This is a genomic window from Balneolaceae bacterium (assembly GCA_034521495.1).
Taxonomy (GTDB): Bacteria; Bacteroidota; Rhodothermia; order Balneolales; family Balneolaceae; genus Rhodohalobacter.
In genome coordinates this window covers 64,574-78,008 of record JAXHMK010000017.1, presented here as the reverse complement: position 1 = coordinate 78,008, position 13,435 = coordinate 64,574, and the positions used below count along the sequence as shown (strand labels likewise).

General features: G+C 43.8%; 10 protein-coding genes. 8 read left to right on the top strand and 2 right to left on the bottom strand.

Annotated elements, in window-relative coordinates:
* Positions 1–137: 137 nt before the first annotated feature.
* From U5K72_16300 to dnaA, 3 genes are all read left to right on the top strand, one after another.
* Entirely contained in the window at positions 138–536 is a 399-nt protein-coding gene (locus tag U5K72_16300) for a hypothetical protein (protein MDZ7720378.1), read from the top strand.
* An 11-nt stretch (positions 537–547) separates the two neighbouring features.
* Positions 548–1,411 carry a peptide chain release factor N(5)-glutamine methyltransferase gene (prmC, locus tag U5K72_16295; GenBank protein MDZ7720377.1) on the top strand — a complete coding sequence of 288 codons (864 nt, stop codon included), beginning with the start codon at positions 548–550 and terminating at the stop codon, positions 1,409–1,411.
* 393 nt (positions 1,412–1,804) lie between these two features.
* Positions 1,805–3,250, top strand: a complete 1,446-nt coding sequence (gene dnaA / locus U5K72_16290; protein MDZ7720376.1) for a chromosomal replication initiator protein DnaA — start codon at positions 1,805–1,807, stop codon at positions 3,248–3,250.
* Positions 3,251–3,460: 210 nt separating this feature from the next.
* On the opposite strand, the gene metH is transcribed toward dnaA, so the two are convergent.
* Positions 3,461–7,159 carry a methionine synthase gene (gene metH, locus U5K72_16285; protein MDZ7720375.1) on the bottom strand — a complete coding sequence of 1,233 codons (3,699 nt, stop codon included), beginning with the start codon at positions 7,157–7,159 and terminating at the stop codon, positions 3,461–3,463.
* A 213-nt stretch (positions 7,160–7,372) separates the two neighbouring features.
* Here metH and U5K72_16280 point away from each other — a divergent pair, with 213 nt between their 5' ends.
* The 3 genes from U5K72_16280 (at position 7,373) to U5K72_16270 (ending at position 10,791) form a co-directional block, all read left to right on the top strand.
* The gene (locus tag U5K72_16280) at positions 7,373–8,326 is read left to right on the top strand and encodes a methylenetetrahydrofolate reductase (protein MDZ7720374.1); all 954 of its coding nucleotides are present in this window, start codon (positions 7,373–7,375) and stop codon (positions 8,324–8,326) included.
* Positions 8,327–8,659: 333 nt separating this feature from the next.
* On the top strand, positions 8,660–9,508 hold the full coding sequence (locus U5K72_16275; GenBank protein ID MDZ7720373.1) for a hypothetical protein: 849 nt from the start codon (positions 8,660–8,662) through the stop codon (positions 9,506–9,508).
* 515 nt (positions 9,509–10,023) lie between these two features.
* Positions 10,024–10,791, top strand: a complete 768-nt coding sequence (locus U5K72_16270; GenBank protein MDZ7720372.1) for a TatD family hydrolase — start codon at positions 10,024–10,026, stop codon at positions 10,789–10,791.
* Positions 10,792–10,879: 88 nt separating this feature from the next.
* On the opposite strand, the gene U5K72_16265 is transcribed toward U5K72_16270, so the two are convergent.
* The gene (locus U5K72_16265; protein ID MDZ7720371.1) at positions 10,880–11,983 is read right to left on the bottom strand and encodes a 4-phosphoerythronate dehydrogenase; all 1,104 of its coding nucleotides are present in this window, start codon (positions 11,981–11,983) and stop codon (positions 10,880–10,882) included.
* A 95-nt stretch (positions 11,984–12,078) separates the two neighbouring features.
* Here U5K72_16265 and U5K72_16260 point away from each other — a divergent pair, with 95 nt between their 5' ends.
* Complete coding sequence (locus tag U5K72_16260; GenBank protein MDZ7720370.1) at positions 12,079–12,510, top strand: hypothetical protein; 432 nt, start codon at positions 12,079–12,081, stop codon at positions 12,508–12,510.
* Positions 12,413–13,423: a thymidine phosphorylase gene (locus U5K72_16255; protein ID MDZ7720369.1), complete on the top strand. Its 1,011-nt coding sequence runs from the start codon at positions 12,413–12,415 to the stop codon at positions 13,421–13,423. The genes U5K72_16260 and U5K72_16255 overlap by 98 nt, the downstream gene beginning before the upstream one ends.
* Positions 13,424–13,435: the final 12 nt, after the last annotated feature.

Genomic DNA, 13,435 nt, shown 5'->3' with positions numbered 1-13,435 from the left:
AAAAGTATAAAATAATTAAAGTACACTTGCTTGTTGCAATATTCTTTCCAATACAAATTTGACAATTGTTAAATTAAGGCTTTTATTCCTGCTGAAATTTTGCCTTTTTTTTCAATTCAACAGGGATTTCTATAAATATGAGTACAGTTACTAAATATCTTGTCTACGGTCCCAAAGAGACCCTTCGTAGATTACCGTTAAAATTGTTTGAAGACCAGGAACCAAAATACCTGTATAAGTATGATGCTACCGAAGGCAGCGACCAGGTTTTTGTGGCCGTTTACGAACAGTTCGAAAAACAAATTAATGCAACAATCACCGTTACCTGCATTATAGAATGCACAAACGAACATAACCGCATAGAGATGAAGAAAGCGGGTGGACGTATGGGCTTTCGCGGCAGTTCTCTTACCGAAGAAAAAAATGTGGAATCGGATCTTGTTGATTTTATCATGGACTTCTCCAAACGATTTGGACTTTCTTTACAGGAAGAAGTTGACGAAGACGAACCCGCTGAAAGCGAAGACGAAAGTTAAGAATACTTTTTATGAATGGATCTGACCGGGTATGGACGGTGTTGTCCATGCTCGAATGGGCAACAGACTATTTTAAGAAAAAACACGTGCCCGATCCAAGATTAAGCATCGAATGGATTGTAGCTGAGGTTTTAGACTGTAAAAGGCTGGATCTTTATCTGCAATTTGAACGCCCTCTTTCCAGTGATGAGCTTGACAAAATTCGTCCGCTTGTAAAACGCCGGGCCGCATACGAACCTCTCCAATACATTACCGGTACTGCCCAGTTCATGGGGGCCACTATTTCTGTTGATCCGAATGTTTTGATTCCCCGGATTGAAACGGAGCAGCTTGTAGATCTGCTTTTCGAACATTTCCAGGATCAGAAAGAGGAAAAATTAAATCTTCTTGATATTGGAACAGGGAGTGGTTGCATTCCAATTGCCATCAAACAAAAATATCCTGCATGGTACTGCGCCGGTTTTGATCTATCCGAAAAAGCTGTAAAGCAAGCTCAGAAAAATGCAGAGTTGAACGATGTGAATGTCGATTTTTTCCAGGCAAATATCTTAGAATTGAACAGGCTGCCTGACGCTTATCAGAAATCCTGGGATATTATCATTTCCAATCCGCCCTACATTACCGAAAGCGAAAAAGATGAGATGCACAAACAGGTGACGGATCATGAACCGCCACTTGCCCTCTTTCATGAAAAACCTCTTGAACTTTATTCTGCTATCGTAAACTTTGCATCTTCACATAAAGCAAAACTTTACCTGGAGTGCAATGATAAAACAGCTAAAACTGTACGTGAAATAGCCAGCCAAAAATTTACCAGTGCCCGCCTCTTTAAAGACCTGGATCAAAATCCCCGATTTGTGGTTGCATCCTTCTAAAATATTAGGATAATACTATTTGCTTTTCATGTTTTATTTTGGGAGATCTGCCCGGCTGTACAAGCTAAATTTTATTTGTGGATAACTTGTGGAAAAGTTTTTTAAAAAATTTTATTTAGTTAGAATTAATGTTATATCAGTGTTATGTAAATGTTACGTGTTGTCAAGTGATATTTTACAATTCTAATACAAAGGTTATAAAACACTGTCTGCCATATATTTATCTCGTTTATAGAAATGTGGATAACTTTTTCAAAACTAACCAACATTTTTTTGATTTGTGAGGCAGAAATTCACATTTTGGTTCGTGCTTCAAAAAAGAGGCACATTTGCCGTGTGGATAACTAACAGAATCAAGTAATACCTTTATAACGCTTTTGGGAGGCATGTACGTTGAACAAATTGAACGCTGAAGCTGCTTGGAATGAATGCTTGGAGATCATTCAGGACAACATCAGCCATCAAAAATTTAAATCCTGGTTTGAACCTATAAAACCAGTAAAACTTGAAGGTGACACACTTACCATTCAAGTACCCAGCCAGTTTTGGTATGAATGGCTGGAAGAGCACTACTATAATATGTTGCGATCAACAATTGCCAAGGTTTTGGGGAAAGAGGGAAAGCTGGAATATTCCGTTTTGGTTGAACGATCTGAGCGCCTGGAAGACAACCGGTCCATCCGCCTGCCCCAGCGCCCGATGCCTCCGCAAAAACCCCAGGAGATGAACACCTTTACGGAGTATCATCCCGGGAAAATTGACAATCCTTTTGTGATTCCGGGAATTCGTAAAACGAACATCGATCCCAACCTGAACGGCAACTATGTTTTTGAGCGCTATATTGAAGGGGACTGCAACCGCCTGGCTCGTTCTGCCGCAATGGCCATTGCCGATAATCCCGGTAAAAATTCTTTCAATCCACTTTTTGTTTATGGCGGAACCGGACTTGGAAAAACTCATCTGATTCAGAGCATCGGGAATAAAATTAAACAGCAGTTTGGCGATGATCAGGCAGTGCTTTATGCATCATCTGAAAGTTTTACAAATGAATTTGTACAGGCGATTCGAAATAACCGAGCCAGTGAATTTTCTATTTTTTACCGGAATATTGATGTACTGATTGTAGACGATATTCAATTCTTCAGCGGTAAGGAAAAAACACAGGAAGAGTTCTTTCATATTTTTAATGCACTTCACCAAGATGGCAAACAGATTATCCTAAGCAGCGACCGCCCTCCTAAAGATATTCCTGATATTGAAGAGCGGCTGATTTCACGTTTTAGCTGGGGACTCAGTGCCGACCTGCAAATTCCGGAATACGAAACCCGCTACGCCATTCTTGAACGAAAAGCGGCAGACAACGGTATTACAATTCATCCTGATATCATCGAGTTTATCGCCTACAATTTTAAATCGAATGTTCGGGACCTGGAGGGGGCCATTATCAAACTTCTGGCAACAGCTTCTCTGAAACATGTGGATGAGATCGACCTGCCGATGGCGAAAAATGTACTGAAAGATATGGTGAAGAGTTCCAACTCTCAGATCTCTATCGAGTTTATACAGAATTATGTGTGCGAATATTTTGAAATCGACACCAACAAAGTTCGGGAAAAAACGCGTAAGCAGGAGATTGTGGAGGCCCGGCAGATTGCGATGTACCTGGCTAAGAAGTTCACAAAATCCAGCTTGAAAACCATTGGCCTTCAATTCGGTGGACGTGACCACTCAACGGTAATTCACGCCATCTCAACGGTTGAAGAGCGAATGTCAACAAGTCCCAAACACAAGCGGATTTTGAAAGAGCTTGAACAGAAGATTGAGGTTGCTACGCTTTAGAGTTGCTTTCTAATTAACGTGAAATCGGAATAAGAGTATTAAGAATTGGCATGGAAAAGTCCCCTCCTTTTCCTTTTCCAAGGAGGGGATTTGGGGGTGGTTAGTTAATCCCCCTTTGAAGGGGGAAAGTGAGCACGACGAATGTCGTGTGAACTCGGGGGATGTACACCCCACCACCGGTAAACCGGAGACTTCCCTCAAGGGGAGATTTTAGTCTTTCTCGTAAGCCAAATTCGGCCCCAGCCATTTCTCGATCTCTTCAACACTCATGCCTTTTCGTTGGGCATAATCTTCTGCCTGGTCTTTTTGGATGTTGCCGAGGTTGAAGTATTGGGAATCGGGGTGGGCGAAGTAGAGTCCGCTGACGGATGATGCCGGCGACATTGCCAGGTGCTCGGTGAGCGTGATTTGTGCTGACTCTTCCACATCCAGCAGATCGAACAAAATTCGTTTTTCGGTGTGATCAGGCTGGGCGGGATAGCCGGGCGCGGGACGAATGCCGTCGTACTTTTCTCGAATCAGTTGATCGTTATCTAAATCTTCATCCGGTGAATATCCCCAGAGATCGGTTCGCACTTCGCGGTGGAGGTATTCGGCAAATGCTTCGGCAAGACGATCTGCCAGTGCTTTCACAAGAATGGCGTTATAATCGTCGTGATCTTTCTCAAATTTGGCGACTAATTCATTGACACCGTGGCCGGTGGTTACCGCAAAGGCTCCCATGTAATCCCGGATTCCGGTCTCTTTCGGGGCTACAAAATCAGACAGCGCCTTGTTGGGCTGGCCGCTTCGTTTCTTCGACTGCTGACGAAGTGCATGGAAAACAGTCTGCACTTCTTCCCGGGATTCATCGGTGTAAATTTCGATATCATCGCCCACGCTGTTTGCAGGGAAAAGTCCAATCACACCATTCGCTGTCAACAGATTATTATTGATGATTTTATCCAGAAGCTGATTGGCTTCATCAAACAGTTTCCGGGCTTCTTTTCCCGCTTTTTCATCCTCAAGAATATCCGGGAATTTTCCTTTCATCTCCCAGGCGATAAAAAACGGTCCCCAGTCAATAAACCGGCGCAATTTTGCCAGTGGAAAATTCTTAAACGTGGTGATGCCTAAATTCTTCGGTGTTTTGATTGTCGATTCATCCCAATCAATTTCCGTCTTGTTTTCACGGGCTTCCTCAATGGGCAGATAAGTTTTGCGCTTACTGCGACTGCTGTACTGATCTCTCAGGCCTTCATACTCTTCGCGAATTTCATCGAGAAATCCTTTCTTCAGTGTTTTGGATACCAGCCGGTTCACAACCGTAACACTCCGGGAAGCATCTAACACGTGAATCACAGGGTTTTCATACGATGGCGCAATTCTCACGGCCGTATGCATTCTGGACGTTGTAGCTCCTCCAATCAGCAGCGGCGTATTAAATCCTTCGCGTGTCATCTCTTTCGCCACGTGTACCATTTCGTCGAGTGATGGCGTAATCAAACCACTCAATCCAACAACATCCACTTTATGTTCTTTGGCGGCAGCCAGGATTTTATCGGCAGGTGTCATCACGCCGAGATCAATCACATCATAATTATTGCAGCGCAGAACCACGGCCACGATATTTTTGCCAATATCATGCACATCTCCTTTTACCGTGGCAAGCAGCACCTTTGCCTTAGGCTCGGAGTTTTTATTCTTTTCCTTCTCTTTTTCGATGAAGGGAATTAAAATTGCCACGCCTTTTTTCATGACACGGGCACTTTTTACGACTTGCGGCAGAAACATTTTTCCGGCTCCAAACAGGTCCCCCACTACGTTCATCCCGGCCATCATAGGCCCTTCAATCACTTCAATCGGCTGAGGATATTTTTGGCGGGCTTCCTCAACATCCTCTTCAATATAATCGGTAATTCCTTTTACCAGGGCATGCTTGATGCGTTCTTCAACTGGCTCTTCACGCCAGGCATCCTGTTTCGCTTGAACCTCACCACTATCCTGGTCTTTGATCTTGTCGGCATGCTCAACCAACCGCTCTGTAGCATCATCGCGCCGGTTTAAAAGCACATCTTCAACGAGTTCTTTCAGCTTCGGCTCAATCTCTTCATACACTTCAAGCTGACCTGCATTCACAATCGCCATGTCCAATCCGGCATCAATCGCGTGATAGAGAAATGCCGAGTGCATCGCCTCCCGAACTATATTATTCCCTCTGAATGAGAATGAAATATTGCTCAAGCCACCGCTCGTTTTAGCCAGCGGCAGGTTTTCTTTGATCCACCGGACCGTCTCGATAAAATCGACAGCATAATTATTGTGCTCTTCAATTCCGGTTCCAACGGTGAGAATATTGGGATCGAGAATAATATCCTGCGGAGCAAATCCCACTTCTTTTGTTAAAATATCATAGGCTCTTTTACAGATCTCTTTTCTTCGTTCAAAGGAATCGGCCTGGCCTTTTTCGTCGAATGCCATCACAACAACGGCCGCTCCAAAATCCAGAATCTTCCGAGCCTGTTTTTTGAAAGCGTCCTCGCCCTCCTTCAGACTGATGGAATTCACCACACTTTTTCCCTGCGTGGTTTTCAAACCGGATAAAATTACACTCCACTTGGAGCTATCCACCATAAACGGAACCCGTGCAATATCCGGCTCAGCCGCCATCAGGTTGATAAAGTCTTTCATCACCTGTTCGGAATCCAACAGGCCCTCATCCATATTGATATCGATAATCTGAGCTCCGCCCTCTACCTGGTGACGTGCTACGGAAAGAGCTTCTTCATACTCCTCGTTCTTGATAAGCCGCTTGAATTTCGCGGAACCAGTTACATTGGTCCTTTCACCAATATTCACAAAATTTGTATCCGGCCGCACAACCAGCGGTTCGAGTCCGCTTAAACGCAAGTATGGTTTGGGATTCGGCCGTTTTCGGGGCTTGTGCCGTTTGGCTTCTTCTGCCATCGCACGAATATGATCCGGCGTTGTACCACAACAGCCACCCACAATATTTACGAAACCATTCTCAGCATAATCCCGCATCTGTTTCGTCATGAAATCCGGAGTTTCGTCATAGTCACCCATCTCATCCGGCAGCCCGGCATTGGGATAGAGACTTGTAAAGCACGTAGCGTGGTTCGACAACTCCTGGATGTACGGCCGCATCTGCTTCGATCCGAGTGCGCAGTTTAACCCTACACTCAGCAGTGGAGTTGCATGCTGAACGGAAATCCAGAATGCTTCTGTGGTTTGGCCTGATAATGTTCGTCCGCTTTGATCCACAATGGTACCCGAAATCATAATTGGGATCTGCTTACCTACTTCTCGGCAGTAATTATGAACGGCATAAATGGCTGCCTTACAATTCAGCGTATCAAAAACAGTCTCAATAAGAAGGGTATCTACACCGCCATCAATCAAACCGCGAATCTGTTCGGTATATGCATCCACCAATGTATCAAATGTAATTGCCCGGTAACCAGGATCTTCCACATCCGGAGAAAGTGAAAGCGTTTTATTGGTCGGCCCGATTGCGCCTGCTACAAATCGTGGTTTTTCAGGATTTTTTTGAGTGAATTCATCGGCGGCATTTCGTGCTACTTTTGCCGATGCGAGATTCAATTCATAGGATTCATCCTGCAGGTTATAATCTGCCTGGGAAATTGGGTTTGCATTAAATGTATTTGTTTCTATAATATCCGCCCCGGCAGAGAGGAAATTGGAATGAATTTCCCGTATAATATCGGGTTGAGTGATGCTGAGGAGATCATTGTTTCCTTTTTGATCATCCGAAGTGTCCTTAAATTGAGAGCCCCGGTAATCTTTTTCCGATAGTTTGTACTCTTGAATCATGGTACCCATGGCACCGTCGAGTACTAAAATTCGTTCTTGCAATAGATCAAACAACGGGTGTTTGGAACGACTCATAAACTGATATCTTTATTATTCTATATTCTTAAACACTGATACAGATACATCTTCTTGCTCCAAAGAATGAAAACGATAGCTTCGACTAATTGCTTATCTTTAACTCTTAACTTCTATACAATTAGTTAAGTTTATTATGAGAACTTAACATTTTCATTTTGGGAAACAGTCTTATAAAATCTACATTTTACGCATCAATTACAGCATTTTTTTATGAAAGTTATTGAACATTACGAAAAGGCATCTGAACCTTTGATCTCTTTCGAAATCATCCCCCCAAAACGAGGAGGATCGGTTCAAACCGTCTTTGAATCATTGGATAAGGTTGTTGAAGCAATTAAACCACCTTTTATTGATGTAACTTACCATGCAGCAGAATCTTATGTGGAAGAGCAGCCGGACGGTTCTTTAAAACGCATTGTGAGAAGAAAGCGCCCCGGCACCATTGGATTGTGCGCAGCTATTCTTCATCGCTATGGAATTGACCCCGTCCCTCACCTGATCTGCGAAGGATTTACAAAAGAGGAGAGTGAAGACGCCCTGATCGAATTAAACTATCTGGGAATCCACAACGTGCTGGCCATCCGGGGTGATAATACCGGGTCACAAGTGTCCCTGAATATGAACGGTACAGAAAACAAATTCGCAATTGATCTTGTAAAGCAGATCCAGGATATGAATCAAGGTCAATACCTGGAGGATATCGTAAACGCCGAACCAACTGATTTCTGTGTAGGCGTAGCCGGATATCCTGAAAAACATTTTGAAGCTCCCAACCTGGATTGGGATATCAAAAAGCTGAAGGATAAAGTGGATGCCGGAGGTGAATACATTGTTACCCAGATGTTTTTTGATAATAGTGCCTATTTCCGATTTGTAGACAAATGCAGAGCTGCAGGTATCGAGGTTCCAATCATTCCCGGGTTGAAAATTTTGACGACCACAAATCATCTGAAATCATTGCCGAAATTTTTTCATTTAACGATTCCTGATGAACTTACGGCCGAAGTGGATGCCGACCCGGATAATGTAAAAAACATCGGCATTGAATGGGCACGTCAGCAGTCTCTTGAACTGATGGAAAATGGAGCTCCGGGAATTCACTACTATATTATGGGAAATCCTCAGCCTGCTTTGGATGTCATTGATTTTTTGAAGGCGAAGTGAGTTTTGAGTGAGAAGGCAAAACGCAAAAGTGAAAAGTAATTGACCGAGCATCAATAAAGGGCTGGCGCAAGTCTCCAGACTTGTGCCCTTCGATACAGATCACAAGCGAGTCTACTACGCCAAAGGCTTCGTTGACCATGGACCAATAAGGGCACAAGTTACAAACTTGCGCCAGCCTGCGAACTTACTTTCGGAATAGCGCAAGCGTCTCGCTTGTGCTCTTACTACAAGACACAAGCCTTGGTCACAAGCGAGACGCTTGCGCCATCACTTTTAACGCTTTTCACTTTTGCCTTCTCACTTTTTGATCTACCATAAACATAATCCCATACTATGAAGTACCTGATTGCCGACTCCGGAGCTACCAAAACCGACTGGCTGTATGTGGACGGTGATGATACCACTCAAATCCAGACCCAGGGGCTGCATCCCTCCAACATCCAGATGATGAACGACAGCGTTGACCTGAAACACCAGATCGGCAGCCTTGAACCCGACATTGTCTATTTTTTCGGTGCCGGTTGTGGAAATCCGGTCTCCGATGAGATTGTAATGCGTTTCCTTCAGCCTATTTTCCCCCGAGCCAGCTTGAAAATTAAAAGCGACCTGGATGGATCAGGCAAAGCATTTTTCGGAAAAGGTGATGGAGTAGTTGTTGTGTTCGGAACCGGGTCTATCAGTGCAAAGATTGAAAATGGAAGCCTTGTGCGAAAATCTGCCGCTCTTGGATTTGCTATTGGTGACGAAGGTAGTGCGGCCGATCTGGGACGTCGTATTTTAAAAATGTATTTCAGGAAAACCGGAAATCCCGAAACGCTTCATTTCCTGGAAGAAAAACTTGAATCGGTTGGCTACTCCGAGATGATGAACCGAATCTATCGTGCCGGAAAACCTAATCGAGAACTCGCTGCCGTAGCTGGACAAGTATTGATTCAGCCCATTCCGCCAGAATTAGAATCGCTCATTCGGGATGGGTTTACAGATTTCATCAACAACCAGTTATCCACTTTACAATTAACTGGAAAAGAGCAGATTGTCTGCACCGGAAAAGTTGCCAAAGTCCACGAATCAATTTTAATTCCGCTCTTCAATCAGCTTGGATACAAAAATACAGAAGTTCGTTATCCGGTTATTGCCTCCTATCGCAAGCGAATAAAGTCCGGCGAACGGCTTTTTGATTAATTTGCTTGAGCTCTCCTCTCGAGAGGAGACAGATAAAATTGCGTTCAGCAATTTTATCAGAGGTGTGTTTTCTTGGTGCGATTTTGAACATTTCCAAAGTCTCGTCCCCCGATCGTTTTTAATGATCTTTCCCCGGTACCCCAAACTGGCGCAAGTGTTAAATCCGGTATTTGAAATCAGACAATTGGAATAATGCAGGGTTTGTCTTGCTGGAAGAATTATTCTACCATCCGTAAATCAAGGATGTCACTTGAGCCCATGTTTATTTTGCAAAAGGAAAGAGGCACAAGTGACGCTTCGCTTAACACTTGCGCCAGTCGGGAGGAGAAAATCTCCACTTGAGGGGAGTCCGACTTTAGTCGGGAGGGGTGTCTGAGTCTCCGTCAAGTTCTGCCGATTATTCGATAAATCGGATTCGGCCTTCACCAAATTCCCTCCTTCGAAAGGAGGGGATTTTTTTGCCCCATCTCAATAATCCTTATCTTTGATTTTTCATCTAAAAAGATATCACACAATTGACACTCACAGACACCCACTGCCACCTCTACCTCGATCAGTTCAAAGATGACCTTGATGAGGTTTTAGAACGCTCATTAAACGAAAAAATCACACACATTTTCCTGCCGGCCATTGACTGGAAATCCATTGAACAGATGGAACACCTGCAACATCCTGATATCACCTTTTACAAAATGGCGGGAATCCATCCATGCAATGTTGAGGAAAACCTCCCTGTTGATGAAGAGAAACTCTTTAAATATTGTCAATCTGATGAATTTGTGGCTGTCGGGGAAACCGGACTTGATTACTATTGGAGTACCGATTTTGTAGATGAGCAAAAAGAGAGTCTTCGACTGCACTGCCGGGTTGCCAAAAAAACCGGTAAACCGATTGTTCTCCACAACCGGGAAAGCACAACCGACCTGCTGGATTTGATTGAAGAGGAGCAAGATGGATCTCTTTCCGGTGTCTGGCACTGTTTTACGGGTACGGAAGAGGAAGGCAAACGTGCTCTTGACCTGGGGCTTTATCTTGGCGTTGGCGGCGTATCTACGTTCAAAAATGCAGGGGTTGATAAAACCGTCTCAAAAATGCCAATGGATAAACTGATCCTGGAAACCGATGCCCCCTATCTCGCACCAACTCCCCATCGCGGAAAACGAAATGAACCGGCCTTCATCAAAAACATTGCGGAGAATTTGGCGGCGTTGAAAAATCTATCTGTAGAAGAAATTGCGGAAAAAACCACACGAAATGCGTTTAAATTATTCAGTATAAAATAATATACAGACCAATGCTTGGCGTTCCTCTGCGTCCTTTGCGGTTAAAATTAATAAACCGCGGTGGTCGCTGAGAGACGCGGAGAAAATCTTAAAAAATCATTACCTCTTCCGGTAATTTTTCAGGATTTAAATACTGTCCGATAATAGTCCTGAACTCAAATCGTGTTGGCGTGTTCGATCTCAAATCGGCAAATTTTTGCCCCTTCTCCTCTTCAGTTAAACCAGTCAATTTCCTCAATTCCTGATCATAAAAATCGATCTTATGATTTTTCCAGAGAAAGTCGGCAAAAGATAGATCTTCAGGTTCCGCCAAATTTGATCTCTTTGGCTTTTCATCCTGGTTTGGCGACGTGAATTGATCTCCAAAAAACTCAATCATCTTTCGAATAACAATTTCGCTGGCTTTCCATTTCGCTTCTCTTGAATAACCGGCAATATGCGGTGTGGCAATCAACGCTTCTTTTGCGATCTGATCTGAAAATACCGGCTCATTTTCCCAGACATCCAAAATAAAATCTCGAATAAGCCCCATTCTCTTGGCTTCGAAAAGAGCTTTTTCATCTACAACTCCACCACGGCTGGCGTTAATAATTAGCTTAAAACCATGTTTTAACCAAGCACCATCACACATATGATAGGTTGGATGGGGACCATTTTTAGTCAGGGGGGTATGAAAGGAAAGAACATCGCACGAGAGCAATTCATCTAAGTCAGCGGAAGTAAAATTTTCTTCCCTTTCTTCTTTTGGTGGGTCGTAGGGAACGTATTCTATTCCCAGTTTCTTCAGATATCCGATCAGCGCTCCGCCTGTATTCCCGCAACCAACCACTCCAATTCTCAGATCTTCAACCTTTTCGCCCCGAAGCTGTCCCCACCGATACAGTACAGTAAGAACATATTCTGCAACCGCATTGGCGTTACATCCTTCAGATCGGGCGAATTCAATTCCAAGTGTATGCAGGTGATCGATATCCACATGGTCAAATCCGGCAGTTGCCGATCCCACAAATTTTAAATTCCCGGCTTCCGGAAGTGTATCTGAATTTAGTTTAGTGACCGTTCGAATCAGCAGTGCATCATATTGCGTTGCATGATCCGGAAAACCATCTTCCGGATCATATCTATTCAGTTCAAAATCTCCAGGAATAAGTTTGTCCAGCGCATACAGGTATTTATCAGCAAAAATTTTCATAGATGAATGATAGGAAAATGCACAGAGAATGTTTGAATTGTATATTCCTTTATATTTAAAGAAACAGTATTTCAAGATTTTAAAATAAAATAGCGATGCCTGAATCATTCAACATAGTCTCCCTCATCAGAAAAAAGAGAGACAATGATGCTCTCTCGGATCGGGAAATGAAATTTATCATTCAATCTTACACCGACGGAGAGATACCCGATTACCAAATGAGCGCTTTTTTAATGGCTTCATTTCTGAATGGTTTGAATACAGAGGAGGCCTCCGCCCTGACCGACTCTATGCTGCATAGTGGACTTGTAGTAGATTTGGATGAGATAACCGGCTTCAAAGTGGATAAACATTCTACTGGTGGTGTGGGTGATAAACTCTCGTTGATTTTAGCACCCATTGTGGCTTCCTGTGGCGTTCCGGTGCCCGATGATTTCCGGGCGCGGACTGGGGCATACCGGCGGTACACTGGACAAACTGGAATCGATCCCCGGCTTTTCTGTGGATATGGATTTGGACCGATATAAGGAGATCATCAAAAAGCACGCTTTGGTGTTGGCAGGTCAAACCGAAGAGATCGCACCTGCTGATAAACTGCTTTATGCTTTGCGGGATGTGACCGCTACGGTTGAATCGATCCCGTTGATTGCCGGAAGTATTATGAGCAAAAAACTGGCCGAGGGAATTGATGCACTTGTGCTGGATGTGAAATTTGGATCCGGTGCGTTCATGAAAACAAGTGATGAGGCAATTGAACTTGCGCAAACACTGGTTGAAATTGGCGAACAATTTGGAAAACGAACCATCGCCTATCTCACAAATATGGAACAGCCGTTGGGAAATGCGGTCGGCAACTGGCTGGAAGTTAAAGAAAGTATTGATTCACTGAACGGAAAGGGCCCCGATGATGTCATGGAGATTACTCACCTGCTGGCCGGAACGATGATCTATCTTGGAAAAAAAGCAGACTCGGTAGATAAAGGAATTGAGTTAAGCAAAAAATCGGTGGCGGATGGCTCCGCTTTCCAAAAATGGATCGATATTGTAGAAGAACAAGGAGGAGATACATCCGTTATAAAAAATCCCGATTTATATGATCGCGCTGAATTTAGTGAACCGGTGACCTCGGAAACATCCGGTTATATCACTGAGATGGATGCATTTGCGATGGGAATGGTTTCGGTTGAACTCGGTGCCGGCCGCAGAGAAAAAGAGGATGATGTTGATCCCGATGCGGGGTTTATTCTTCATAAAAAAATAGGTGACAGAATTGAGGCCGGTGAAACATTTGCCACGCTCTATACGAACAAGAAGGATACCATTCATACTGCGAAAGCCGGTATGAAAGATGCCATCTCTGTTAAGAAGAAGGCACCGAAGCCTTTAAATCTCATCACACATCGTGTTGATAAAAACGGGGTTCACGATTTTAGGGCGTAAAGAATTGCGAAT

What these genes read in the sequence shown, in the direction of transcription:
- U5K72_16300 (MDZ7720378.1), top strand. Translation starts at nt 138, where the DNA reads ATGAGTACAGTTACTAAATATCTTGTCTACGGTCCCAAAGAGACCCTT.
- prmC (MDZ7720377.1), top strand. Translation starts at nt 548, where the DNA reads ATGAATGGATCTGACCGGGTATGGACGGTGTTGTCCATGCTCGAATGG.
- metH (MDZ7720375.1), bottom strand. Translation starts at nt 7,159, where the DNA reads ATGAGTCGTTCCAAACACCCGTTGTTTGATCTATTGCAAGAACGAATT.
- U5K72_16280 (MDZ7720374.1), top strand. Translation starts at nt 7,373, where the DNA reads ATGAAAGTTATTGAACATTACGAAAAGGCATCTGAACCTTTGATCTCT.
- U5K72_16275 (MDZ7720373.1), top strand. Translation starts at nt 8,660, where the DNA reads ATGAAGTACCTGATTGCCGACTCCGGAGCTACCAAAACCGACTGGCTG.
- U5K72_16265 (MDZ7720371.1), bottom strand. Translation starts at nt 11,983, where the DNA reads ATGAAAATTTTTGCTGATAAATACCTGTATGCGCTGGACAAACTTATT.
- U5K72_16260 (MDZ7720370.1), top strand. Translation starts at nt 12,079, where the DNA reads ATGCCTGAATCATTCAACATAGTCTCCCTCATCAGAAAAAAGAGAGAC.
- U5K72_16255 (MDZ7720369.1), top strand. Translation starts at nt 12,413, where the DNA reads ATGATTTCCGGGCGCGGACTGGGGCATACCGGCGGTACACTGGACAAA.